We start from the raw sequence: 23,567 nt of genomic DNA, 5'->3' as shown, positions 1-23,567 counted from the left end.
GGTCAGCAGTTCCCCTGCTGACTACCTTCCATACAAAGAGCGACGCACCCACATCGGATGCGCCGCTCTTCTTTTATTTGTTTCATCACTTTTCAATGTGATTGTATTGTCGCCTAATTCGAATGTTCCAGTTTCACCAAAATCAGAAAAATCAGAAGAATATGTTTTATCACGATGTAATTCAATTTTTTTATTCCACATAACATCCATTTCCATCATTTCCTGCTGTATGTCATCGAAAAAATATAGCTATCCATGCACCTCCACGTTCCAATAATCTGTTTAAAGAGATTGTTTCTTCCACCCACAACAATTTCCTCCTCTTCATCGTCTCCGCACGACGAAACGACAGGAAGTATCGAAGCGAGTACGTCAATGTAAATTAGCCATTTCTGTTTCACTTTAATACAAATCTACACTTACGACGAACTACTGTGGGCGTTGGAATGCCTAGTAGAGAGAAGGTAATTTAAGAGCACTTCTGTTCCAGTTCCAGTTGTTCCAATTAAAATTTGAGAGACAAATCCCCTTATTATATATTCATAACTAATTAATATATAGATAGTTATATATAGAAATAGGGATAATGGAACTGCCAAAAATAAAACTGGAACAACTGGAACTGGAACACGAGGTCATATTAGCAACCATTTATTTTCATCTAAAAAGCAGATTATCAATGAGATACAAAATTAGTAAAGCGACTGCGCCCGCTATGCCAAACCTCGGCAAAGGTACAGAATGCATTAAATTACTGCTCTCTCAAGCCTCAAAAGTGATGCGAAAACCCCTTCTTTTGATAACAAATTCATCGTTTCTCTCTATTTCACGATGCGAAAGAGAAGAAGGTTTTATAGCAAAAGTGACGCATTAAACATCAAAAGTAGTACTTTACACACCGAAAAGTAATACTTTTCACGAAGAAAAGTTATGCTTATGCAACGTGAAAGCATTGCGTTTGATTCACGTCTAAAGTCTGAAGATGTCAATTCTAAATTCGCCCTTTCAGGGCTTTACACTCACATCATCACCGTGTTTTCGAAACAAACTGACTAGCGATGTGGCTCAATGGGGTTGTGCCATCGGTCACGCGCTCCAGAATCATCCAGTCGGTGCGATAGTCTATATGCTCTTCTACAGCGATGCGATCTTTAGAAAGCCATTTCACTTGGCGGGTCATGTTGCCGCACTTATAAGACTTCTTTCCGTTGTAATAGATTTTATCAACAACTCCACCATTTTGGATTAGCATCGTCAGGTACTTGGGTGCAAAGACGAAAAAGCTGTTGAAATACTTACTCTTATCGTATTGTTCATGCAACTTGAGAAGTTCTCTCTTCACATCACGCAGTTCGTCCACATAGCCGATAAAGCGCCATGTGCCTGTCAGGGGATTGCTTGCATCCACATCTGAGGCGCCGGTAATTGCATCGAAAAACGGCTTGCTCTTCTCTGTGTACTTCCCCGATTCGTACTTCTCTATGCACCAGTCGTTATTGGGGAAATGGATATGGTTGGGATAAGTACTCCACCATTTCAGTTTGAACTGCTTGTCGTTGCTGTCGTAGATAAGTGGACTCTTATCAGCTTCCGATGTTGGCTGCTCTCCAGTATAGTTGAACACTCGATGGTCGTTGTTGGAGATGTTGAAGAATGCAGCTCGCTCCGATACCATGAGTGTCACACTGTCGGTACAGATTTTGTACTGCTCGAATGGAGCTTTCACCTCGCCCATCTTACCTGTAAGAGTTGTCATCTTATAGATGCCACGCGGATTTTCCGTCTGTGCGTTTGCTACTATTGGCAGAGAAAGAAATGCTGCTGCCATCAGCATTTTCAATGATTTGTTCATCGCTTAATATTTATGGTTAATAGAAATGGCATAGGATGCCCATAAACATGTTGATTAGTTTTTGTGCAAATATACGAAAATATTTGTAATCAGATACCACTCTACCCACAAAAAGAAAGAAATAATATTGTTTAAAAACCTGGTTTATTCTTCAATTCCACAAGTATTGTGCATTAAAACCATACCTTTTAATTCGTAAAAGAAAAAAGGCATTAAATACGACTTTTACACTGTTTTTTCGTAAATTTGCAGTCGAAGAATCAAGACGAGATGACTGCAAAAGAGATTATACAGTATATGGAGTCGCTGCACGACGAGGAGCAGCGGCAGGTGCTGATGCGCTTTTTCAAGACTGCACCTGGCGAATATGGCTACGGCGATGAGTTTCTGGGCATCAAGGTGCCGAAGACACGCGAGGTGGTTAAGGCGGCTGCAAAAGACACACCGCTCAGCGAGATTCCGGAATTACTGATGTGCCGTTGGCACGAGGTGCGGCTCTGCGGACTGTTGATTCTCGTCTGGCATTTCGAACGACTGACAGCCAAACGGCTCATTAACGATGCTGAGGCTATCAGAAAACGTGAGGAGATACTGACACTCTATTTGAAGTATGCCGAACAGGCAAACAATTGGGACTTGGTTGATATGTCGGCACCTAAAATACTGGGGGCATGGGTTGCCTGCCCCGCACCTTCAAAGGAAGAAGAAAAGAAGAAGAAGGAAGTGCTCGACGAACTGGCCACAAGCACCAATCTTTGGAAGCAGCGCATGAGCATCGTCTGCACTTGGAAGACCTCACAGATGGGCGATGCTTCGTGGTGTCTGCGCTATGCAGAGATACACCTGCACCATCCGCACGATCTGATGCACAAGGCCGTCGGCTGGATGCTTCGCGAGATGGGCAAGAGAGTGTCTATGGACTTGTTGCGCGACTTCCTACACCAGCATGTCCACGAAATGCCACGAACCACGCTGCGCTATGCCATCGAAAAGATGAACGATACTGAACGGAAATATTGGATGCAACAATAAACACAAAAATAGAAAAAGAAAAAATGAAGATAATCATTCTTGACGGATATGCGGCAAACCCAGGCGATTTGTCGTGGGAGGGCTTACGAGAGTTGGGTGACGTGACAATCTATGACCGCACAAAACCTGAAGAAACGGTGACCAGGGCTGCAGATGCCGAGGTAGTGCTGACCAACAAAGTTGTACTTGGGCGTAAAGAGATAGAACAATTGCCAAAACTACGTTACATCGGTGTGCTGGCCACGGGCTATAACGTGGTTGACACACAGGCTGCCCACGAACGTGGCATCATCGTGACCAACGTTCCGGCCTACAGCACAGAGAGTGTTGCCCAGATGGTATTTGCCCATCTGCTGACTGTGACCAACCGCACGGAGCATTATGCCCTTCAGAACCGCCAAGGCCGCTGGAGCCAGAATCCAGATTTCTGCTATTGGGACACGCCACTGATGGAACTCGCAGGCAAGACCTTCGGCATCGTGGGACTTGGCAACATAGGCAACAGAGTGGCACAGATAGCTCTGGCCTTCGGCATGCAGGTGAAAGCGCTCACCAGCAAAGCAGCTGATGCGCTGCCCGCAGGCATCCAGAAAGCAAATCTCAACGAACTGCTCTCTTCGTCCGACGTACTTTCGCTGCATTGTCCGCTGACTGCCGACAATCGTCACTTCATCAATGCCAAGACCCTAGCCCTGATGAAGCCAACGGCTATCGTCATCAACACGGGTCGTGGTCCCCTGGTCAATGACGCCGATGTAGCCGAGGCTCTCGAAGCAGGACGCCTTGCCGCCTATTGTGCCGACGTACTCACCGACGAGCCACCCCATGCCGACAATCCCCTACTCTGTCAGCCCCATGCCTATCTGACGCCCCACATTGCCTGGGCCACTTGCGAAGCTCGCCTTCGTCTGCTCAGCATCGCCGTCAGCAACGTCCGCGCATTCATTGATGGTCAGCCGCAGAATGTAGTGTAAACAATAACAATTTCGTAAATTATCGCGATAAAACTTGCGAGTTCGTAGTTTTTTTACTACTTTTGCAGTCGATTTATAAGTTAATCCCTCGTTGGTATCTCGGGCAGATGCCGATTGTGCTGACAAAACGACGGCTCTCGGGTTAGGGCTGGCATAGTGCAAAGGGATATGTATAACACATTAAACATAATTAGTAATTATGGCAGAAATGAATTTTGGTGGCGTTATCGAGACTGTTGTCACCAGCAAGGAGTTCTCTTTGGAGAAAGCACGTGAAGTATTGAAGGATGAAGTAATCGCCGTTATCGGCTATGGTGTGCAGGGCCCCGGACAGGCATGCAACCTGCGCGACAATGGATTCAACGTCATCGTGGGCCAGCGTCAGGGAAAGACCTACGACAAGGCTGTGGCCGATGGATGGGTGCCCGGTAAGACGCTGTTCTCTATTGAAGAGGCCGCTGAGAAAGGTACCATTCTGTGTATGCTTCTGAGCGATGCTGGACAGATTCAGCAGTGGCCCACCATCAAGCAATATCTGAAGCCCGGCAAGACGCTTTACTACAGCCACGGCTTCGCCATTAACTGGAGCGATCGCACAGGCGTTGTGCCCCCAAAGGATGTTGACGTTATCATGGTTGCACCAAAGGGTTCGGGTACATCGCTGCGCACTATGTTCTGCGAGGGTCGCGGACTGAACTGCTCATACGCTGTATATCAGGATGCGTCTGGCAAGGCTAAGGAGAAGACACTGGCCTTCGGTATCGGTATCGGTGCTGGCTACCTGTTTGAGACCACATTCCAGCGCGAGGCTACATCTGACCTCACTGGCGAGCGCGGTTCGCTGATGGGTGCTATCCAGGGATTACTGCTGGCACAATATGAGGTATTGCGCGAGAATGGTCATACTCCTTCTGAAGCCTTCAACGAGACCGTTGAGGAGCTGACTCAGAGTCTTGGCCCGCTGTTTGGCGAGAAAGGTATGGACTGGATGTACGCAAACTGTTCTACAACAGCCCAGCGCGGTGCTTTGGATTGGGCTCCACGCTTCCACGATGCTATAAAGCCCGTAATGGAGTGGCTGTATTACTCAGTAAAGACTGGCAACGAAGCACAGATTACCATCGACGCCAACTCAAAGCCCGACTATCGTGCAGGACTGGAGAAGGAATTGGAAGCTATGCGCAATCAGGAGATGTGGCGTGCTGGCGAAACCGTTCGCAAGCTGCGTCCTGAGAATCAGGATGTATAAACGCATTCTAGCCAATAAACACAAGAGAGAGGATACGTGCGTATCCTCTCTCTTGTATTTTATATCTAACCTAATGTCTGAATCGAATATCTCGCAATTCGTGGCTGCCCATGAAGCGGCTCTTATCCACCAACCCCGTGACGCCCATGATGCGACCACGACAGGAATACTGCCATAAGGTATAGTCGCGCCCATCATCCAGCACAGGTTCTTCATCGGCATACATAGCCACCATCAACTGGTAGTCGTCTATCTTACCCTGCAGATGCTTGTTGTAGAAATTACGATAGGTATAGACCAAAGGTTTCTGATGATAGGCCTCTTCCATCAACGACAACATCTTGAGCAATGAGTCACAAAACTCTTCTGACGACAAGCGGCCGTCGGTCTCTACATCGAGCATCGGTATAAGGTCTTGCTCGCCAGGCAGACACTGGGCTTTAAAGTTCTCAAGCTGCGTCTGCAAATCGGCAGCAGGACGGAAGAAATGGTAGGAACCCACCTTCAGCCCGTGGCGATGAGCCAGGTCGATATTGCGCTCATAGAGAGGGTCCACATTCTCAGAACCTTCAGAAGCCTTTAGATAGACATAGGCCATCTTGGTGTGCTCACCAATGGTGTTCCAAAACACCTCGCCCTGATAATGACTCAGGTCGATGCCATGAATATGACTGCAAGTATCCTCGCAACAAAGAAGTGGATTTTCGTGTATCGTTGGTGGCACGACTCGACGTACTACTCTGCGTTTCCTGACTACTCGGTGAGTTCGAGCTCTCTTGCGATGACGGCGCACGGTGGCATCGGTGGGTAAGACCACCAGCAACGCAAGTAACATCGTAAAAAGAATTGTAATTCGCTGCTTTACCTTAATCATGATACAAAAATACTGCTTTTTTTCTTGAAATCCATAAGATATGTGCGAAAAATAATGTATTTTTGCATATGAGAAGAGAAAAGCAAAAATGAGAAAACATTTTTTCCGATATTTCATCTGTTTAATCACTATCTGTGCATTCGTCGCCTGCAGTCAGGATGAGGACGATGGCGACCCGTTTAGACCTAATCGGGAGTATCAGCGCACCGTCTTAGTTTATATGTCGGGCGAAAACAGACTCAGCACATTTATCAATGACGAACTGAAAGAAATGTATGAGGGTTCAAAGAAGCTCAACGATGGTCAGGCTTTGGTGGTGTATGTGGACAATGCCAGCACCAGAGAAACGCCTTTCCTGGCAAGAATCGCAAATGGAAAGCTGACAGACCGTTACGACTTTGATGCCGACTCGCTATCGTCTGATCCACACGTAATGCTCAACGTATTGAACTACGTGTCGCACCGCTATCCTGCCAACGAATATGGACTTGTGCTATGGGGACACGGCAGTGGATGGCTGAAAGAAGACTCAATAGCTTACAGCAGACGGGCATACGGCATAGACAACGGTAACAACGCTTATACAGACGTGGGACAATGGATCAACATACCTACTCTGGCAGAAATACTGCGACAGTGGGGCCATCCGTTGTGTTTCATCCTTAACGACTGCTGCTATGCGCAATGCATAGAAAGTGCCTACGAACTGAGAGACGTGGCCGACTATATCATCGGATCGCCAGCAGAAATTCCTGGTATTGGGGCACCATATGACCAGCTAACACCAACATTGTTTGGCACCACCACTAATTTCTACGAGGATATTGTGGATAGCTACTTCCATCAAACCATCAGCATCAGAGTCAACAAGACTGAATCTTACCAGGCACGTGTAGCACTATCTGTGATTAAAACTTCCGAACTGCTATCGCTGGCCAATGCTACCAAACAGATTATTGGCAACCTTAATATGCAAAACAGCTACAACCTGAACGGCCTACTTTATTACGGAAAGTATGAATATCTGCCAGAGATGAGGATGATTGACACATTCCATGACATCAACGACTTCTTCCTTCACAAGGCCGATACGGAAGATTATAAAATTTGGAAAGAAGCATTCGATCGTGCTGTGGTCTATCGCGTTTACGACAAGTGGCAAACGATCTATCTACCTACCAGCGTCTTCGAAATGCTCTCTGAAGAGAGATATGGCGGTGTTAGCATGTATGTGCCACAACAACTCACAAACACCAACTTCTACAACGTCTGTGCAGAATATATCAAAAACTATGAATGGTACTATGCTGCAGGTTTAAGTTCTTTAGACCTTCAAAAAGAATAGGTCAGAACATAATCTGCAGAACATTCAAAGTGTATCGCCACAATCTGGTTTAACTTCATATCTTCGAGAAGCATCACCGCGTCGCTCATCTCGCGCAAGCGCATATCGAAATACTGTAAGTGTGCCGAAGAATGAAGTTTGTAGAGCGTCTCTTTGGCCGACCATAATAGCAACATATCCTCGATTGAGGTAACCGGCTCGTCATCGCGTATAAACTTCTTGGCTATACGCCCCACCCTGTCGGACTGATACTCTATATCTACTGCTACCTCCTGTCTGTCAGAGAGAATGAGTGCAGCAAAACCTCGCGTATGGCTGACACTGATATGCCACCCCGGCAATGTGGGTTTGCCACTTGGCTCATGTCCTATGCAAAGTGTATCATCGCCCGTCATTGCATGCAATAGCCGATGTACAGCATCACGCTCCCTTTCGCGAGCACTGCCATCGAAAGGTTCATCCATGCGCCAGAGCCCCAGACGGGTATGATCAGACAGTTGACGAATTTCAATCAGCGACATTGTCTTTGCTTACAATCACCTTTATCTTAGATATGCGATGACCATCAAGTTCTACAATCTCGAACTTGAAGTTCTTATAGTCTATACGCTCGTGTTCGCTGGGAATATCGCCCTTCAACTCTAGCATTAAGCCTGCTAGCGTGTCGGCATCTCCTTCTACCTCTTCAAACACATCATCATCAAGCTCTAATATGCGATAGAAATCGGTAAGGAGCGTTTTTCCTTCAAACACATAGGTGTTGGCATTTATACGTGTATAGCTCTTCTCCTCTTCATCGTATTCATCGTTAATTTCACCCACAATCTCCTCGAGCACGTCTTCCAACGTGATAAGACCACTGGTGCCACCAAACTCATCGACGACAATAGCGATGTGCACCTTGTTCTCTTGGAAATCGCGAAGCAAATCGTCAATCTTCTTTGTTTCCGGCACAAAATAAGGCGGACGAATCAGCGACTGCCAACGAAACGTAGATGGCTTGCCAAGATGAGGCAACAAGTCCTTGATATACAAGATGCCACGTATGTTATCGACAGAATCCTGATAAACGGGAATACGCGAATAGTTGTTTTCAACTATACACTTTATAACTTCAGGGAACGTAGAGCGGAAATTTAAATCCACAATGTCTTGACGACTAGTCATTACCTCTTTGGCAGTCTCGTCGCCAAAACGCACAATGCCTTCAAGCATGTTCTTCTCCTCCTTCAAGTCTTCCTTATCTGTAAGTTCTAATGCTTGTTCCAGATCATCGACACTCAAAACTCGATTTTCTTTCTGCACCACTTTTTCGGCCAGCACACCTGCACGAATCAAGATACTGGACAGAGGATAGAAGACCTTACGAAGCACCATAATAGAGGGCGCAAACATACGACACACAGCAAGGGCATGCTGCGAACAATATACCTTTGGCATAATCTCGCCAAAGAGCAACAAAAGGAAAGTCAGTAAAACGGTGATAACCAAGAATTCAAGCCACACAGCATTTCCGAAATGTACAACAGACGAAAAGAAGAAGTTACAAAGCATAATGATTGTAACATTCACCAAATTGTTGGTTATCAAAATAGTGGCTAGTGTGCGCTCTGAATCTTCGCGAAGAAAAACAATTTTCTTATCTTGCTTATTCTTTTCCTCGTCTAACTCGCTAAGATCTGTAGGAGAGAGCGAGAAAAAAGCAATCTCAGATCCCGAAGCGAATCCAGAGAAAAGCAATAAGACACAAGCTAAAAAGGCTGAGATAAAGGCTCCGAATCCAATCGGATTCAGATGTACTTCGGTTAGTATTTCTTGGAGATAGTCCATTTCTAATGATTAAAAAGGCAAAGGTTCGTCTTCGGTTCCAGCATCGGATGTTGTCTGTCCTTGCCCTGCACCACTATTCGAAGCAGCAGCAACAGAAGAAGAGGAACCAGCTGCAGAAGTAGTAGCACCATAAGTAGAAGAAGCTTGTTTAGGCGTCAACATTTCCATATTGTCTGCCCATATCTCGGTATAGAACTGTCGCTTGCCCTGTTTGTCATCGTAAGAGGCATAGTGAATACGACCTTCGATATAGAGTTTGTCGCCCTTATGAACATAGTGCTCTACGACCTCGGCCAACTTACGCCAAAGAATCACATTATGCCACTCTGTGCGTTCAGGCACCTGGGTTCCATTCTGCAATGTATAGCCACGTTCGGTGGTTGCCAATGTCAAACGTGCCACAGCCTGTCCCTGATCTACGTAGCGTACCTCAGGATCGCGGCCCACATTGCCTATCAACATCACCTTGTTCATACCTTTATTATCTATTTAATAATTAAAGCTCCTAAGAATTTGAATTTCCAATGGTTATTGGTTTCAAGAATTAAAAGTTCTATGAAACAATTATGTATTAGGCTTCAGTGTTAAGAGGCTTTGCCTTACCTAAGAAGCGGAAATGGAAATTCTTTCCTTTTACAGAAGGGAACTGGCTGCGATTGTCAACTCGCTCACGCAGGTAATCGACAATACGATTATAGCAATCGATGCCAGACATAGCCTTCACCTGTGCAACGAAGTGAGTGTCGCGATACTGGAACTTACCTGTGCCAGGCACCATCAAAACACGCTTAAAGTCAATTTCACCTTCATACCATCCCTCAAGTTCCTCGTTCAACTTCATAATGACGGGCGAAACCTGACGAGCTGCTACAGGAGGCTCTGGCGTACGCACCGCACGCTTCTCCTTAAAGTCAGCCATTGACGCTGCTTCAGTCTTTATAATAATGAAATAAACACGGGGACGAATTTTATAACGCTTAGGATACAAGACATCACTATCGACATAATCACGGATATCGGCTTCAAGAACAGGATTCATTCCTATTTCATCGATACTTTTCAAAAAGTCGATAGCTTCGTCGACACTATAGACAAGTGTCTCTTTATCAAAATATCTTAAGTATAAATTCATGATTTGAAGATGTTTTCCTGTAATATTAAGAGGAGCGGAAAACGGGACTCGGACCCGCGACCCCAACCTTGGCAAGGTTGTGCTCTACCAACTGAGCTATTTCCGCATAATTTCAAAGAAGGGTTTAAAATGGTGAAGAGGAGGAGACTCGAACTCCCACGTCGCAATTGACACTACCCCCTCAAAGTAGCGCGTCTACCAATTCCGCCACCTCTCCAACATGATTCACATTTGAATAAAAAGAGTGCCCAGAACAGGACTCGAACCTGCACGCCTTGCGGCACACGCACCTGAAACGTGCGCGTCTACCAATTCCGCCACCTGGGCATTTACGATTAAGGCCTTCCCTAATCTCTCTTTTTGTTCAATATGTTGAGCGGAAAACGGGACTCGGACCCGCGACCCCAACCTTGGCAAGGTTGTGCTCTACCAACTGAGCTATTTCCGCCTGTTTATCGCACTAAATTCAGTGTGTTAGCATATCTCTCTCGATTGCGGTTGCAAAGGTACTGCTTTTTTTTGAACTGCCAAAACTTTTCCGCATTTTTTTTAAAAAAAAAGTGCTAATCCATGCGATTTTTATAGTCTTCGTACCCAAATTGGCGCAAAATCTCGAGATTTCCGTCCATTTTTAGCATTCCGATGGCTGGATGACTGATGCCGTTGAACATGCATGTTTTTACGGTTGTGTAGTGGATCATATCCTCAAAAATCACTTCTTCGCCCACTTTTAATTCATGATTAAAGCACCAATTTCCCATAAAGTCACCACTCAAACAACTATTTCCTCCAAGTCGATAGATGTAACCAGATGTTGTCGAAGAACAAAATTTTGATGTTTTTGATGCAGACAAATGCTTAGAATCATCACAAACTATGCTTTCTTTTGGATTGAGATGTTCTGCTCCACGCACGTCAGGATAATATGGCATCTCTAAACAGTCGGGCATATGACAGGTAAAGCTGACATCAAGAATAGCAGTACGGATACCCTTATCCTCTACCACATCTACGACATGACTCACCAAGGGGCCGGTTTGCCAAGCAAAGGCACTGCCAGGTTCCAGGATGATTTTCATCCAGGGATAGCGCTCGTGCAAACCCTTTATTATATTAATAAGGTGTGGAACATCATAATCTTTGCGAGTCATCAGATGGCCACCGCCCAAGTTGAGCCACTTCAACTGGGGGAACCACTTGCTGAATTTCTCCTCGATATGCACCAACGTACGCTCAAGCACATCTGCCCCACTCTCGCAATGGCAATGGCAATGAAAACCTTCGATATCACTAGGTAGCTGCTCGGGCAATTTATCGGCAGTCACGCCGAAACGTGTGCCAGGTGCACAAGGATTATAAAGCAGTGTGCCTACCTCGCTATATTCGGGGTTGACACGCAAACCGATGCTGACTTTTCTTGCCACGCGTTTGTGATAACGTTCGTATTGTGACAATGAATTGAACGTGAGATGCGAAGAGCATCGCACGATAGGTTCTATTTCATCATCGGTATATGCTGGCGAGAAAGTGTGTGCTTTAGCACCAAACTCTTCGTATGCCAACAGAGCTTCGCTGAGCGAGCTAGCTGTAGTGCTATTGATATACTCACGAAAAATGGGGAACGTTTTCCAAAGTGCAAAAGCCTTAAAAGCAAGGATAATCTCAACGTCTGCCTCTTTTGCTACATGGGCAATGAGCTGCAGGTTGCGTCTCAGCTTTGCCTCCTCTATAATATAAATAGGTGTTGCCATTAAAACAATCAATATATTCTGGGTCCAAAGATGGTTGTGCCTATGCGAACCATCGTACTGCCGTGGGCTACGGCAATGTGATAATCGTCACTCATGCCCCACGAGCGCTCGCAGAAAGCGTCATCATCGGCAAAATACTGTGCCTTTACCTCGTTGAAGAAGCTGGCTGCAGTATCAAATTCACGTGCTATCTGTTCTTCATCATCTACGTTTGAGGCCATCATCATCAGGCCGCAAATCTGAACATGACTCATCTGTCGCCACTCGCCGTCGGCCAATAACTGGCGACAGGCATCGAGTGTTAAGCCATATTTAGTGGCTTCTTCTGCAATATGAAGTTCCAACAGGACCTTCACCACCCTATCAGACTTGGCTGCCTGCTTCTCAATCTCGCGAAGCAACTTCAGAGAATCCACAGCTTCAATCATCGAGATATAAGGCGCAATATATTTCACCTTATTAGTCTGTAGATGCCCGATGAAGTGCCACTCAATGTCTTGAGGCAGTTCTTTTACTTTCTGTGCCAGCTCCTGCTCGTGGCTTTCGCCAAACACACGCTGTCCTTCTTCGTAGGCAGCGGTGATAAAATCTGCAGGATGAAACTTACTGATAGCCACCAGTCGCACACTTTTCGGTAGCGACTGGAGGACTTCATTCAGTTTTTCTTTTACCGGATACATAGCAATGAAACTATTGTTCAAACTCGGGTTTATCGTCTTTCTTGGTCTTTCCAGTGTGCTCATAGACGTCCATCAACTGCGTCTCAGTGATGCTGGAAATGGTGTAATCAATCATTGTACCACCCATCACCTCGTCGAGGTTCTTCACTGCACCGTTGAAAGTACCAGCCTGCACCAGATAGTTGACGGTAGATTTCTTCTCTTTCTCTGATTTCTCATCGATGGTGATAAACTGCAGTTTTGCCTTATACCACTTGTCGGCCATCTCCTGATCACTGAAGAATATCTCGCCATAAGGTGCCTTCTTGATATCGGTTACGGTGAATTCACCACTGATATATGATGACATCTCTTCGATGATACGTTCTTCTGCCTCGCTAAAGCTCAGTGCATCTACCACATAAGCCTCAGTAACTTTCTTTTGCATGCCGTCTTCCATAGTTTTCTCGTAGCGTATTTTGCACTCAAACCATGTAGCGGTTCTACTTCTCATTGCCATTTGTTTTTCAATATATAAAGTTAATGTTTATTTTTGAATTCCCTTCTTCGAGAGGGATTTCTGCTTTTCTCTTGTCAGACGATTGATGATATCATTGGCCAACTGACCTGTGCGTTCAGGGCTCAATCCTGCCTCATCGCCCAGTTTGGTCTGCTGTTGTATCAGTTCTTCCATCAATTGCTTGCTGCCAGCCACGAAGACTTTCTCCTCAGCACCCATACGTTCATTGCTATAAACCTTAGAGAGGATGCGGTCGGCCTGACGTTCAAACTGTTTTTTAAAGATATCCTCGGCCTTAGCCTGATATTCATCGAGTCGTTTCTTCTCATCTTTTGTAAAAAGTGTATCACCATCCACATTGGCCGAGTCAGGATCTCCGGCAAGCTCAGCCTCAGGGTCGAAGTTCTCATCGCCAAACCAGTCTTCATCATTATCTTGCTGAGAGGTCTGCTCTACGAAATCTATTTTCTCCGTTTGTGGCGTCACATCGAAATACACAACAACGCATAGCAATGTCACAGCCAGGGCTGCCAGCGACACCAATAATGATTGACGCATACTATTGCGCTTCTTTAAGTCGGTCGACATAGCTTCGACTGTAGCGTAGCGTGCTTTAGGATCTTCACTCACAGCTTTCTTCACCACAGCCTTCATCCCCATTGGCATATCACCATTCTCATAGATTTTCTGTAGCAACATGCCTAGCGAATACACATCACTACGGGCATCGCCACGACCTGTCTGCATCACCTCGGGAGCTACGAAATTCTCTATTCCCTGATAGATAGCGGCCAAATCGGTTGGCTTGAAAAGCGAACCGTGGCACAGCAACATCGGACGCGAACTACCTTTTGCCAACAGGATATTCTTTGGAGCAAAGCACCAATAGAAGACGCCATCCTGATGCAGTCGGTTGGCTGCATCCATCAACTGCTGGGTGAAATCATCCATGAAACCTTTTCGAGCAACCACAGACGGATCATCTCTTAAAACATGCTCCAAAGTTTGATATGAACCCGCCTCAAGCCCCAGCTCACAGCTGCCAGACACCGTTGAGGTGACCTCGTAATGCATCTGTTGCGCCATGTTCAGCCTCGAGGTGTACTGCTGATCTTCTTGCAAAGAAGCACAGAAAGAGCTATTATCTGCCAAGTCCTGCCTGATAGCCACAATGTTTTTATACTTGCCCTCTATCTGCTGTTTGCGCAATGTGCCGACAGGCAGTAGTTCTTTTCCTACAACCGACTTTTCTGATGCATTAAGCATTTCTTCGAAGTTCATACCTTTAAGTTTTTTGATTGCGCAAAAGTACACATAAAATCCGAGATAAGCAAATTTTATCTAATAATTTCCGATACGGTTTTATTCGTTTCGCAAGTCTTTATGTTTAAAGATTTAATTCAGGCACTTTTACAATGCAATACTGGCGCTTTTACGATGCAATACTGGCACTTTTACAATGCAATAGCTATTGTTTTACACCAGCATTCTCGTCATCTACCACCAACGGAGCATTATTTTGCTTATTCATAGCGTTTTACCTACAAAAGGCCATTCGCTGGTAGCCCACAACACACCAAACGCATTCGAAAACGAACTATTTCGCAAAAACTTGCTCATCAAAACGCAAAAAAACACTTGACGAATGAAGTTTTTTGGACTATTTTAGTATCTTTGCACTCTGAAACAGAAAAAATTCGATAAAAAATGCCTGAGATATCAGTACGCGGACTTGAAATGCCAGAATCGCCAATCAGAAAATTGGCTCCTTTGGCAGCTGCCGCAAAGAAAAGAGGTACACACGTATACCATCTAAATATTGGTCAGCCTGACCTGCCCACGCCTCAAGTGGGACTTGATGCCCTGAAGACCATCGACCGTGAGATCCTGGAATACTCACCTTCGCAGGGATATCAGAGCTATCGTGAAAAGCTGGTAAACTATTACGCCAAATACAACATCAACGTTACTGCCGACGACATCATCATCACAAGTGGCGGTAGCGAGGCGGTACTCTTTGCGTTCATGTCGTGTCTGAATCCTGGCGATGAAATCATTGTTCCAGAGCCTGCTTATGCCAACTATATGGCTTTTGCCATCTCTGCTGGCGCAAAGATACGCACCATCGCAACCACTATTGAAGAGGGCTTCTCGCTGCCAAAGGTAGAGAAGTTCGAGGAACTGATCAACGAGCGCACACGCGCCATCATGATTTGCAACCCCAACAACCCTACTGGCTACCTTTACACTCGTCGCGAAATGAACCAGATTCGTGACTTGGTGAAGAAATACGACCTGTATCTCTTCTCCGACGAAGTTTATCGCGAGTACATCTACACTGGTTCGCCCTATATCTCAGCTTGCCATTTGGAAGGTATCGAACAGAACGTCATACTGATTGACTCTGTGTCTAAGCGCTATTCAGAGTGCGGAATCCGCATAGGCGCCCTCATCACCAAGAACAAAGACGTCAGAGCTGCCGTCATGAAATTCTGTCAGGCGCGCCTCTCACCTCCCCTCATCGGACAGATTGTGGCAGAGGCATCGCTGGATGCCCCCGAAGATTACTATCGTGATGTGTACGATGAGTACGTAGAACGCCGTAAGTGCCTGATAGACGGACTGAACCGCATACCTGGAGTTTATTCTCCAATACCCATGGGAGCCTTCTACACCGTAGCCAAACTGCCCGTGGACGACAGCGAGAAATTCTGTCGTTGGTGCCTGAGCGAGTTTGAATACGAAGGCGCCACCGTGATGATGGCCCCAGCAGCAGGTTTCTACACCACACCTGGTGCCGGCATCAACCAGGTACGTATAGCCTACGTACTGAAGAAGGAAGACCTGACGAAGGCATTGGTTGTGCTACAAAAGGCATTGGAAGCCTATCCTGGCAGAGTGAATGAGTAATCTTCCACTATTTCTAGCGCGTCATATCTACGACGAGAAGGGCGACAAGAAAAAAGTTAGCCGCCCTGCTATTCGTATTGCCACCATTGGTGTAGCCATCGGTTTGGCAGTCATGATTGTGACCGTTAGCGTAGTGTTGGGATTCAAGCATACCATACGCGACAAAGTGGCTGGCTTTGGAAGCCATATTCAAATACAAAACATCTTTGCCTACACACAGGCAGGCAACTTCCCCATTTGCCTTGGAGACACTTTGACAACTGCATTCAAACAAGTCAAGGAGGTGCGCTATATCCAGCGCTACACCCACACACAAGGCATCCTGAAAACGGACGATGACTTCATGGGAGTCGTACTGAAAGGACTTGGTGCTGAATACGATACGCAGTTTCTGAAAGAAAGTATGATAGAGGGAGAACTGCCCCAATTCTGCGATTCCGCCTCGAAATACCCATTGGTAATATCGAAGACGATGGCCGACAAACTACAGTTGAGAGTTGGCGACCGACTGTTTGCCTACTTCATCAACAACGACGACATTAAGGCTCGTCGCTTCACCATCAAGGGTATCTACCAGACAAACATGAAGCGCTTTGATGACATCTTCTGCCTGACAGACATCTATGTCACCAACAAACTGAATGGTTGGCGCACGGACCAATGCTCTGGAGCAGAACTTTTGATCAACGACTTTACGCAGCTGGAGCAAATCTATCCTCAAATTGCAGAGATTGCCAACAAGACACACGACAAGGACGAGCAGACACTGGCTGCCCAAACCATTATGCAGGCCTATCCACAGGTGTTCTCTTGGTTAGGACTACTTGACATCAACGTATGGATTGTCCTAGCTCTCATGACTGCAGTTGCCGGCTTCACCATGATCAGCGGCCTACTGATAATCATATTGGAGCGTACGCAGATGATAGGCATCCTAAAAGCACTGGGTGCACGCAACAACACCATCCGCCACACCTTCTTATGGTTTGCGGCCTTTATCATCGGCAAAGGATTGTTTTGGGGCAACATCATTGGCCTAGGTATCGTAATCCTGCAAATGAAGACGGGCCTCGTTTCACTCGATCCACAGACCTACTACGTCAACGAAGCACCCATGGAAATCAACATGCCCATCATCATTGCGCTCAACCTGAGCACACTGATTATCAGCGTTCTCGTACTGATAGCTCCCAGCTATCTTGTTTCCAGAATTCACCCAGCTCGCTCGATGAGATACGAATAAGAATTAAACTCGTTATTTCCTATTATTTGGTCGATTTAACACCTAAAGGAAATAAAAATAGCATAAATATAAAAATCTGCACAAAAAATTTGGGATTGTGCATGAAATGATGTATCTTTGCACAAAATTTTGAAAATTGTGCAATGAACAACTGTTCAAGTTTTAACAAATACTTACAAGAGACTATCGTCAAATACTGGGATCAAGACGCCTTAACTGATTATCAAGGAGCCACCCTACAGTTTCACGACGTAGCTCGAAAGATAGAAAAATTGCATATTGCATTTGAGAGTTGCAATATACAAAAAGGTGATAAAATAGCCATTTGCGGTCGCAACTCTGCTCACTGGGCAGTAGCTTTTCTGGCCACGCTGACCTATGGCGCAGTAGCAGTCCCCATACTACATGAGTTCAACGCTGAGCAGATTCACAACATCGTGAACCATTCTGGTTCGCGCGTGCTTTTCGTAGGTGACTTCGTGGCAAAGGAAATCAATCCCGACGAGATGCCCAACTTGGAAGGCATCGTCAACCTGCCCGATTTCTCACTTATGCTCTCGCGCTCTGAGAAGCTGACCTACGCACGCGAACATCTGAACATGATGTTTGGTAGTAAGTATCCACGCGCTTTCCGACAGGAAGACGTGCATTATCACGAGGACCAACCCGAGGAACTGGCACTCATCAACTACACCAGCGGAACAACAGGATTCTCAAAGGGTGTCATGCTACCCTATCGCGCCATCATGGGCAACATGGTGTTCTGTATTAAGCACCTGGGAGACAAGATTAAGCCAGGAGACCCATTGCTCTCTATTCTGCCAATGGCTCACATGTATGGAATGACGGTTGAGTTCATCTTCCCCTTCTGTAATGGTAGCCACACCTTCTTCCTCAATCGTCTGCCCTCACCATCGCTCATCGCGAAGGCATTCACAGACATACGTCCCACTCTGGTTGTCTCTGTGCCACTCATCATTGAGAAGATTATCCGCAAGAAGGTATTCCCCATCATACAGACCAACCGCATGAAGCTACTGATGGCAATGCCCATCGTATCGCAGAAGGTAAAACGTCGCATCTACGAACAGGTATATGCAGCCTTTGGCGGACGTGCCTACGAGGTGATTGTGGGCGGAGCAGCACTTTCGAAAGAAGTGGAAGAATTCCTCATGAGCATCAACTTCCCCATTACCGTAGGCTACGGAGCCACAGAGTGCGCTCCACTTATCAGCTACTGCGACTGGAAAGAATTTGCACCCAGCTCTTGTGGCAAACCTGTTGACGGAATGGAAGTGCGTATCGTGAGCGACGACCCCTTCAACACCCCTGGTGAGATTATTACACGCGGACAAAATGTCATGCTGGGATACTACAAGAATGAGGAGGCAACCAATCAGGCTCTCGACAAAGATGGATGGTATCACACAGGCGACCTGGGCACCTTGGGCGAAGAGGGCCACATTTTCATTCGCGGACGCATCAAGAACATGTTGCTGGGAGCAAGCGGACAAAACATTTATCCAGAGGAGATTGAAGACAAGCTCTCTTCAATGCCAATGGTCAGCGAGTGTCTTGTCATCCAGAGAGACGAAAAACTCATTGCGCTCGTATATCCCGATCAGGATGAAATAGTAAACTTCAGTGAGGAAGAGCTGGAAGCTGTCATGGACCAGAACCGTGAGAACCTCAACGCACAGTTGCCTCCGTTCAGTCGCATCAGCAGCATCGAGTTGCGCAAGGAGGAATTCCAGAAGACACCTAAGAAGAGCATCAAACGCTATCTCTACCAAGAATAAAATACAATTATGGAACACATACCAAGTTTTAACGAACTGATTGAAAAAAGCATCCTGGACAACTGGGATCTTGATGCACTTACTGACTATAAGGGTCAGACACTGCAATATCATGATGTAGCCCGTAAAATTGAGAAGGTTCATATACTATTTGAGAACTCTGGCGTTAAGAAAGGCGACAAGATTGCACTCTGTGGCCGCAATAGCAGCCAATGGGCTGTAGCTTTCCTTGCCACACTAACGTATGGAGCAATCGCAGTACCTATTCTGCATGAATTCATGCCAGATCAGATACACAATATAGTGAATCATTCGGATGCAAAACTTTTGTTTGCCGGTGACCACGTTGCAGGAACGATTGATGCAGAACAGATGCCCGGATTGGAAGGTATTATTCGCAACACCGATTACTCGCTCATCGTATCACGTTCTGAAAAGTTGACCTATGCCCGCGAGAACCTGAATGCACTCTATGGACAGAAATATCCCAAGTATTTCCGCAAAGAGCACATTCACTATTACCACGAAGAGAATGGCGACGAGTTGGCTCTCATCAACTATACCAGCGGTACAACCGGTTTCTCTAAGGGTGTGATGATTCCCTATCGCGCCATTTGGTCAAACTACGATTTCGCAGGAAACGTGCTGGGCAACACCATCAAGAAGGGAGATAACGTTATCTCTATCCTGCCAATGGCCCACATGTATGGTATGGCTTTCGAATTCCTATTCGAATTCCTGCACGGCTGCCACGTGTTCTATCTGAATCGCACGCCATCACCTGCCATCATCGCACAAGCTTTTGCTGAGGTGAAGCCAAAGATCATTATTGCTGTACCTCTGGTCATCGAAAAGATTATCCGTAAGAAGGTATTCCCCAAGATACAGAACAACCGCATGCGCTTGCTGCTGCAGATGCCTATCATCTCAGCTAAGGTACGCGACATGATTTGCAAAGAAGTGGTGAATGCCTTTGGTGGTGAGATGTATGAGGTTATCATTGGAGGTGCTGCCTTCAATCAGGAAGTAGAGCAGTTCTTGAAGCGCATCAATTTCCCCTACACCGTTGGTTATGGAGCCACAGAGTGTGCTCCCATCATCTGCTACGAGGATTATCACGACTTCAAGCCGGGCTCATGCGGTAAGGCCGTACTCCACATGGAAGTAAAGATTGACTCTCCCGATCCAGAACATATTCCTGGTGAGATATTGGCTCGCGGACTTAACGTTATGCTGGGTTACTACAAGAATCCTGAAGCGACTGCAGAAACAATCGACAAGGACGGCTGGTATCATACTGGCGACCTGGGCACGATGGACTTTGAGGGTAATGTCTTTATCAACGGACGCTCAAAGAACATGTTGCTTGGTGCTAACGGACAGAACATCTACCCTGAGGAGATTGAGGACAAGCTGAACTCAATGACTATGGTGGTTGAGAGCATCGTCGTTCAGCGCGATACCAAACTGGTAGCATTGATACACCCCGATCTAGAAGAAGCAAAGGCAATGAACTTCACCAAGGAGGACTTGATGGGAATTATGGAGCAAAACCGTCAGACCCTCAATGAGCAATTGCCTGCCTACGAGAAGATTGCCGAGGTAGAGATCAGAGAAGAAGAGTTTGAAAAGACGCCAAAGAAGAGTATTAAACGATACCTATACAAATAAAAGGCGCCAAACAGAGATAAAAAGAGTCCCGAAAGTTACGCAACTACTTTCGGGACTTATTTTTTTGAGGGTACCATTCTAAATTCTGTTAGAACCTATCCTATTTTATAGCGCTGGTTATAGCTTATTATACCGCTGATTGCGCCTCTAATTACAACTGATTATAGCACTAATTACAGCTAATTTTAGCACTGATTATAGCGATGATTATAGTGCTATTTATTGCAACACTGGTGTGCTGCTTATCCATTCAACAGGGTGGCGGTTCTTACTCGGCTCAGTGTTTCAGGAGTCATCTGCAGATAGCTAGCGATATAAACCAGAGGAGCACGCAACACCAGCTGTGGAGCAGTCTTCACCAACTTCTGATAACGATCTTGTGCGCTCTCAAAACGCAGCATATCCGCATGCTGCTGACTGATGATAAGCGATTCCTCCAATATCTTACGATATAGCATCTGTATGTTCACGCTCTTCATGGCAGCCATCTCCAGCTCGTGCATAGGAATAGCAAAGATAATGGTTGGTTCAAGAGCCTGAATAATCTGCAGAGAAGGAGCCTCTTTAAAAAGACTCTCAATACTCATACAAATAGTATTCTCTGTGGCCATATACTCGGTCAGTTCCTTATTGTTCTTATAATAGAACTGGCGTACAAGGCCCTTTACTATCCAAAAGATATGACGACACACTTGTCCTTCGTCCAGAATCTTTTCTCCTTTTGAGAACTTCATCGGCACAAGGATACTCTCCAGGATGTCTAGTTCATCGTGGGTCATCGTACTGTAACGACGTGCTAACTCGCGAGCTACGTCTCTGGTGGTTAAACTTAGGTTCGTTGGCATTGTTTCTTTTACTCCTTTCTTTAATTATAGTTCTAGTAGATAGTCTTTAGTCAAGTTTCAATACTGCCAAGAATGCCTTTTGAGGCACCTCAACATTACCAATTTGCTTCATACGCTTCTTACCTCGTTTCTGCTTCTCCAGCAGTTTGCGCTTACGACTTACGTCACCGCCATAGCACTTGGCCAGCACATCCTTACGAACCTGCTTGACCGTCTCGCGTGCAATAATCTTTGCACCGATAGCTGCTTGAATGGCAATATCAAACTGCTGGCGCGGTATCAACTCTTTCAGCTTTTCGCACATCCTACGTCCAAAAGTAACTGCATTGTCCTGATGCGTCAGCGTAGAGAGTGCATCCACAGGCTCACCGTTGAGCAGGATATCCAGCTTCACCAGCTTCGACGGACGGAACGAATCGATATGATAATCGAACGAAGCATATCCCTTAGAGATACTCTTCAGCTTATCGTAGAAGTCAATAACGATTTCGCCCAGAGGCAACATAAAATGCAGTTCCACACGATTTCCGCTGACATACTGTTGATCAAGCAGTTCGCCACGTTTGTCCAGACAGAGCGTCATGATAGGACCAATAAAGTCTGCAGCCGTAATGATAGAAGCGCGGATATATGGTTCCTCGATATGATCAATAAGCGTTTGATCGGGTAATCCCGATGGGTTATGCACCTCTTTCACCTCACCCTGCTTGGTGTAGCACATATACGACACGTTGGGCACAGTGGTGATGACATCCATATCGAACTCACGATCCAGTCGTTCCTGCACGATCTCCATATGGAGCAAGCCCAAGAAGCCGCAACGGAATCCGAAGCCCAGGGCTACTGAAGACTCTGGTTGGAAAGTCAGCGAAGCATCATTCAGTTGCAATTTCTCTAACGATGCACGCAAGTTCTCGTAGTCGGCAGGATCAATGGGATAAACACCGGCAAACACCATAGGCTTCACCTCCTGGAATCCTTCGATAGCTTTCTCGCAGGGGTGCTCTACGTGGGTAATAGTATCACCCACCTTCACCTCTTTTGAGTTCTTGATACCACTAATGATATAGCCTACATCGCCAGTGCGCAACTCGTTACGAGGTATCATATCCATCTTCAATACGCCCACCTCATCAGCGTCATACTCCATGCCGGTATTAAAGAACTTCACCTTGTCACCCTTGCGGATAACGCCATTGGTTATCTTAAAGTAGGCAATAATGCCACGGAATGAATTGAATACCGAGTCGAATATCAATGCTTGCAGCGGTGCTTTTTCGTCGCCTACAGGATGAGGAATACGATCTACGACGGCATTTAGAATCTCGTCAACACCCTCACCAGTCTTTCCGCTTGCACGAATAATATCTTCTGGGTCGCAACCTATCAGATCTACAATCTCGTCCTCAACCTCATCAGGCATAGCGCTAGGCATATCGATTTTGTTGATAACTGGAATAATCTCCAGATTGTTATCGATAGCCATATAAAGGTTTGAGATGGTCTGTGCCTGCACACCCTGTGTAGCATCTACCACCAGCAGTGCGCCTTCGCAAGCTGCAATACTTCTTGACACCTCGTACGAGAAGTCCACGTGTCCTGGGGTGTCAATCAAGTTTAATATATATTTTTCTCCATTGCGTTCATACTCCATCTGAATAGCGTGACTCTTGATGGTGATACCACGTTCACGCTCCAGGTCCATATCGTCGAGCATCTGCCCTTCTGTCACCTGAATGGTCTTCGTACGTTCCAACAATCTGTCGGCCAAGGTTGATTTACCGTGGTCTATATGTGCGATGATACAGAAATTTCGGATATTCTTCATTCTAATGTTCTTCTCTTTAAACTGCAAAAGTACAAAAAAAACATCAAACGAAC

Annotated in this window: 22 protein-coding genes and 4 tRNA genes; 9 read left to right on the top strand and 17 right to left on the bottom strand. The window is 46.0% G+C overall.

Annotated elements, in window-relative coordinates:
• Nucleotides 1-21: 21 nt before the first annotated feature.
• Nucleotides 22-219 (bottom strand): hypothetical protein, encoded by a 198-nt coding sequence (locus T433_RS0113160; protein WP_027456119.1) that lies wholly within the window; start codon nucleotides 217-219, stop codon nucleotides 22-24.
• 367 nt (nucleotides 220-586) lie between these two features.
• Between T433_RS0113160 and T433_RS16595 the strand changes: the two genes are divergently transcribed.
• Entirely contained in the window at nucleotides 587-874 is a 288-nt protein-coding gene (locus T433_RS16595) for a hypothetical protein (RefSeq protein WP_155808518.1), read from the top strand.
• 153 nt (nucleotides 875-1,027) lie between these two features.
• Here the strand turns inward: T433_RS16595 and T433_RS0113150 are convergent, their stop codons facing one another.
• Nucleotides 1,028-1,852: a hypothetical protein gene (locus T433_RS0113150; RefSeq protein WP_027456117.1), complete on the bottom strand. Its 825-nt coding sequence runs from the start codon at nucleotides 1,850-1,852 to the stop codon at nucleotides 1,028-1,030.
• 270 nt (nucleotides 1,853-2,122) lie between these two features.
• Here T433_RS0113150 and T433_RS0113145 point away from each other — a divergent pair, with 270 nt between their 5' ends.
• From T433_RS0113145 to ilvC, 3 genes are all read left to right on the top strand, one after another.
• Nucleotides 2,123-2,884 carry a DNA alkylation repair protein gene (locus T433_RS0113145; protein ID WP_027456116.1) on the top strand — a complete coding sequence of 254 codons (762 nt, stop codon included), beginning with the start codon at nucleotides 2,123-2,125 and terminating at the stop codon, nucleotides 2,882-2,884.
• Nucleotides 2,885-2,907: 23 nt separating this feature from the next.
• On the top strand, nucleotides 2,908-3,858 hold the full coding sequence (locus T433_RS0113140; protein ID WP_027456115.1) for a D-2-hydroxyacid dehydrogenase: 951 nt from the start codon (nucleotides 2,908-2,910) through the stop codon (nucleotides 3,856-3,858).
• 199 nt (nucleotides 3,859-4,057) lie between these two features.
• On the top strand, nucleotides 4,058-5,107 hold the full coding sequence (ilvC, locus tag T433_RS0113135; RefSeq protein ID WP_027456114.1) for a ketol-acid reductoisomerase: 1,050 nt from the start codon (nucleotides 4,058-4,060) through the stop codon (nucleotides 5,105-5,107).
• A gap of 70 nt (nucleotides 5,108-5,177) precedes the next feature.
• Here ilvC and T433_RS0113130 read toward each other — a convergent pair whose 3' ends face one another.
• On the bottom strand, nucleotides 5,178-5,981 hold the full coding sequence (locus T433_RS0113130; protein WP_248616532.1) for a glycoside hydrolase family 25 protein: 804 nt from the start codon (nucleotides 5,979-5,981) through the stop codon (nucleotides 5,178-5,180).
• Between the two features lie 88 nt (nucleotides 5,982-6,069).
• On the opposite strand from T433_RS0113130, the gene T433_RS16070 reads away from it, so the two are divergent.
• The gene (locus tag T433_RS16070) at nucleotides 6,070-7,326 is read left to right on the top strand and encodes a clostripain-related cysteine peptidase (RefSeq protein ID WP_081778505.1); all 1,257 of its coding nucleotides are present in this window, start codon (nucleotides 6,070-6,072) and stop codon (nucleotides 7,324-7,326) included.
• On the opposite strand, the gene T433_RS0113120 is transcribed toward T433_RS16070, so the two are convergent.
• The 12 genes from T433_RS0113120 to T433_RS0113065 form a co-directional block, all read right to left on the bottom strand.
• A complete protein-coding gene (locus T433_RS0113120) occupies nucleotides 7,314-7,847 on the bottom strand; it encodes a 4'-phosphopantetheinyl transferase family protein (protein WP_027456112.1) in 534 nt (177 codons plus the stop codon). The two genes, T433_RS16070 and T433_RS0113120, sit on opposite strands and share 13 nt — an antisense overlap.
• A complete protein-coding gene (gene gldE / locus T433_RS0113115; RefSeq protein ID WP_081778504.1) occupies nucleotides 7,834-9,156 on the bottom strand; it encodes a gliding motility-associated protein GldE in 1,323 nt (440 codons plus the stop codon). The genes T433_RS0113120 and gldE overlap by 14 nt, the downstream gene beginning before the upstream one ends.
• A 9-nt stretch (nucleotides 9,157-9,165) precedes the next feature.
• Nucleotides 9,166-9,630 (bottom strand): single-stranded DNA-binding protein, encoded by a 465-nt coding sequence (locus tag T433_RS15555; RefSeq protein WP_081778503.1) that lies wholly within the window; start codon nucleotides 9,628-9,630, stop codon nucleotides 9,166-9,168.
• 97 nt (nucleotides 9,631-9,727) lie between these two features.
• Nucleotides 9,728-10,288 (bottom strand): hypothetical protein, encoded by a 561-nt coding sequence (locus tag T433_RS0113105; protein WP_027449411.1) that lies wholly within the window; start codon nucleotides 10,286-10,288, stop codon nucleotides 9,728-9,730.
• Between the two features lie 33 nt (nucleotides 10,289-10,321).
• A tRNA-Gly gene (locus tag T433_RS0113100) sits at nucleotides 10,322-10,394 on the bottom strand.
• Nucleotides 10,395-10,418: 24 nt separating this feature from the next.
• Nucleotides 10,419-10,505, bottom strand: a tRNA-Leu gene (locus T433_RS0113095).
• 28 nt (nucleotides 10,506-10,533) lie between these two features.
• Nucleotides 10,534-10,615 (bottom strand) — tRNA-Leu (locus T433_RS0113090).
• A gap of 48 nt (nucleotides 10,616-10,663) precedes the next feature.
• Nucleotides 10,664-10,736: transfer RNA gene (locus T433_RS0113085), tRNA-Gly, on the bottom strand.
• A 115-nt stretch (nucleotides 10,737-10,851) separates the two neighbouring features.
• A complete protein-coding gene (gene nspC, locus T433_RS0113080) occupies nucleotides 10,852-12,039 on the bottom strand; it encodes a carboxynorspermidine decarboxylase (RefSeq protein WP_027456111.1) in 1,188 nt (395 codons plus the stop codon).
• 8 nt (nucleotides 12,040-12,047) lie between these two features.
• Entirely contained in the window at nucleotides 12,048-12,719 is a 672-nt protein-coding gene (locus tag T433_RS0113075) for a YggS family pyridoxal phosphate-dependent enzyme (protein ID WP_044110010.1), read from the bottom strand.
• Between the two features lie 10 nt (nucleotides 12,720-12,729).
• Nucleotides 12,730-13,212, bottom strand: coding sequence for a DUF4494 domain-containing protein (locus T433_RS0113070; RefSeq protein ID WP_027449414.1), 483 nt, complete (start codon nucleotides 13,210-13,212; stop codon nucleotides 12,730-12,732).
• A gap of 33 nt (nucleotides 13,213-13,245) precedes the next feature.
• On the bottom strand, nucleotides 13,246-14,499 hold the full coding sequence (locus T433_RS0113065) for a protein kinase domain-containing protein (protein ID WP_027456109.1): 1,254 nt from the start codon (nucleotides 14,497-14,499) through the stop codon (nucleotides 13,246-13,248).
• Between the two features lie 426 nt (nucleotides 14,500-14,925).
• On the opposite strand from T433_RS0113065, the gene T433_RS0113060 reads away from it, so the two are divergent.
• From T433_RS0113060 to T433_RS0113045, 4 genes are all read left to right on the top strand, one after another.
• Entirely contained in the window at nucleotides 14,926-16,128 is a 1,203-nt protein-coding gene (locus tag T433_RS0113060) for a pyridoxal phosphate-dependent aminotransferase (protein WP_027449416.1), read from the top strand.
• A complete protein-coding gene (locus T433_RS0113055; protein ID WP_027456108.1) occupies nucleotides 16,121-17,371 on the top strand; it encodes an ABC transporter permease in 1,251 nt (416 codons plus the stop codon). Before T433_RS0113060 ends, T433_RS0113055 begins: the two co-directional genes overlap by 8 nt.
• Nucleotides 17,372-17,514: 143 nt before the next feature.
• Nucleotides 17,515-19,170 carry an AMP-binding protein gene (locus tag T433_RS0113050; protein ID WP_027456107.1) on the top strand — a complete coding sequence of 552 codons (1,656 nt, stop codon included), beginning with the start codon at nucleotides 17,515-17,517 and terminating at the stop codon, nucleotides 19,168-19,170.
• A 9-nt stretch (nucleotides 19,171-19,179) separates the two neighbouring features.
• Nucleotides 19,180-20,841 carry an AMP-binding protein gene (locus T433_RS0113045; RefSeq protein WP_027449419.1) on the top strand — a complete coding sequence of 554 codons (1,662 nt, stop codon included), beginning with the start codon at nucleotides 19,180-19,182 and terminating at the stop codon, nucleotides 20,839-20,841.
• A gap of 242 nt (nucleotides 20,842-21,083) precedes the next feature.
• On the opposite strand, the gene T433_RS0113040 is transcribed toward T433_RS0113045, so the two are convergent.
• The gene (locus T433_RS0113040; RefSeq protein WP_027449420.1) at nucleotides 21,084-21,686 is read right to left on the bottom strand and encodes a Crp/Fnr family transcriptional regulator; all 603 of its coding nucleotides are present in this window, start codon (nucleotides 21,684-21,686) and stop codon (nucleotides 21,084-21,086) included.
• 46 nt (nucleotides 21,687-21,732) lie between these two features.
• Nucleotides 21,733-23,514: a translation elongation factor 4 gene (gene lepA, locus T433_RS0113035; RefSeq protein WP_027456106.1), complete on the bottom strand. Its 1,782-nt coding sequence runs from the start codon at nucleotides 23,512-23,514 to the stop codon at nucleotides 21,733-21,735.
• Nucleotides 23,515-23,567 lie beyond the last annotated feature (53 nt).

Source organism: Xylanibacter brevis ATCC 19188, from assembly GCF_000621725.1.
GTDB classification, from domain to species: Bacteria; Bacteroidota; Bacteroidia; order Bacteroidales; family Bacteroidaceae; genus Prevotella; species Prevotella brevis.
Note: the sequence above shows the minus strand (reverse complement) of the source record. Positions and strands in the feature narration are given on the sequence as shown.

Excerpts from the sequence above, each read along its gene's own strand:
- T433_RS0113055 (WP_027456108.1), top strand. The coding sequence starts at position 16,121 with ATGAGTAATCTTCCACTATTTCTAGCGCGTCATATCTACGACGAGAAG.
- lepA (WP_027456106.1), bottom strand. The coding sequence starts at position 23,514 with ATGAAGAATATCCGAAATTTCTGTATCATCGCACATATAGACCACGGT.
- T433_RS0113140 (WP_027456115.1), top strand. The coding sequence starts at position 2,908 with ATGAAGATAATCATTCTTGACGGATATGCGGCAAACCCAGGCGATTTG.
- T433_RS0113065 (WP_027456109.1), bottom strand. The coding sequence starts at position 14,499 with ATGAACTTCGAAGAAATGCTTAATGCATCAGAAAAGTCGGTTGTAGGA.
- T433_RS0113050 (WP_027456107.1), top strand. The coding sequence starts at position 17,515 with ATGAACAACTGTTCAAGTTTTAACAAATACTTACAAGAGACTATCGTC.
- T433_RS0113105 (WP_027449411.1), bottom strand. The coding sequence starts at position 10,288 with ATGAATTTATACTTAAGATATTTTGATAAAGAGACACTTGTCTATAGT.
- T433_RS16070 (WP_081778505.1), top strand. The coding sequence starts at position 6,070 with ATGAGAAAACATTTTTTCCGATATTTCATCTGTTTAATCACTATCTGT.
- T433_RS0113160 (WP_027456119.1), bottom strand. The coding sequence starts at position 219 with ATGATGGAAATGGATGTTATGTGGAATAAAAAAATTGAATTACATCGT.
- T433_RS0113130 (WP_248616532.1), bottom strand. The coding sequence starts at position 5,981 with ATGATTAAGGTAAAGCAGCGAATTACAATTCTTTTTACGATGTTACTT.
- gldE (WP_081778504.1), bottom strand. The coding sequence starts at position 9,156 with ATGGACTATCTCCAAGAAATACTAACCGAAGTACATCTGAATCCGATT.
- T433_RS0113045 (WP_027449419.1), top strand. The coding sequence starts at position 19,180 with ATGGAACACATACCAAGTTTTAACGAACTGATTGAAAAAAGCATCCTG.
- T433_RS15555 (WP_081778503.1), bottom strand. The coding sequence starts at position 9,630 with ATGAACAAGGTGATGTTGATAGGCAATGTGGGCCGCGATCCTGAGGTA.
- T433_RS0113150 (WP_027456117.1), bottom strand. The coding sequence starts at position 1,852 with ATGAACAAATCATTGAAAATGCTGATGGCAGCAGCATTTCTTTCTCTG.
- nspC (WP_027456111.1), bottom strand. The coding sequence starts at position 12,039 with ATGGCAACACCTATTTATATTATAGAGGAGGCAAAGCTGAGACGCAAC.
- T433_RS0113145 (WP_027456116.1), top strand. The coding sequence starts at position 2,123 with ATGACTGCAAAAGAGATTATACAGTATATGGAGTCGCTGCACGACGAG.
- T433_RS0113070 (WP_027449414.1), bottom strand. The coding sequence starts at position 13,212 with ATGAGAAGTAGAACCGCTACATGGTTTGAGTGCAAAATACGCTACGAG.
- T433_RS0113075 (WP_044110010.1), bottom strand. The coding sequence starts at position 12,719 with ATGTATCCGGTAAAAGAAAAACTGAATGAAGTCCTCCAGTCGCTACCG.
- T433_RS0113060 (WP_027449416.1), top strand. The coding sequence starts at position 14,926 with ATGCCTGAGATATCAGTACGCGGACTTGAAATGCCAGAATCGCCAATC.
- T433_RS0113040 (WP_027449420.1), bottom strand. The coding sequence starts at position 21,686 with ATGCCAACGAACCTAAGTTTAACCACCAGAGACGTAGCTCGCGAGTTA.
- ilvC (WP_027456114.1), top strand. The coding sequence starts at position 4,058 with ATGGCAGAAATGAATTTTGGTGGCGTTATCGAGACTGTTGTCACCAGC.
- T433_RS0113120 (WP_027456112.1), bottom strand. The coding sequence starts at position 7,847 with ATGTCGCTGATTGAAATTCGTCAACTGTCTGATCATACCCGTCTGGGG.
- T433_RS16595 (WP_155808518.1), top strand. The coding sequence starts at position 587 with ATGGAACTGCCAAAAATAAAACTGGAACAACTGGAACTGGAACACGAG.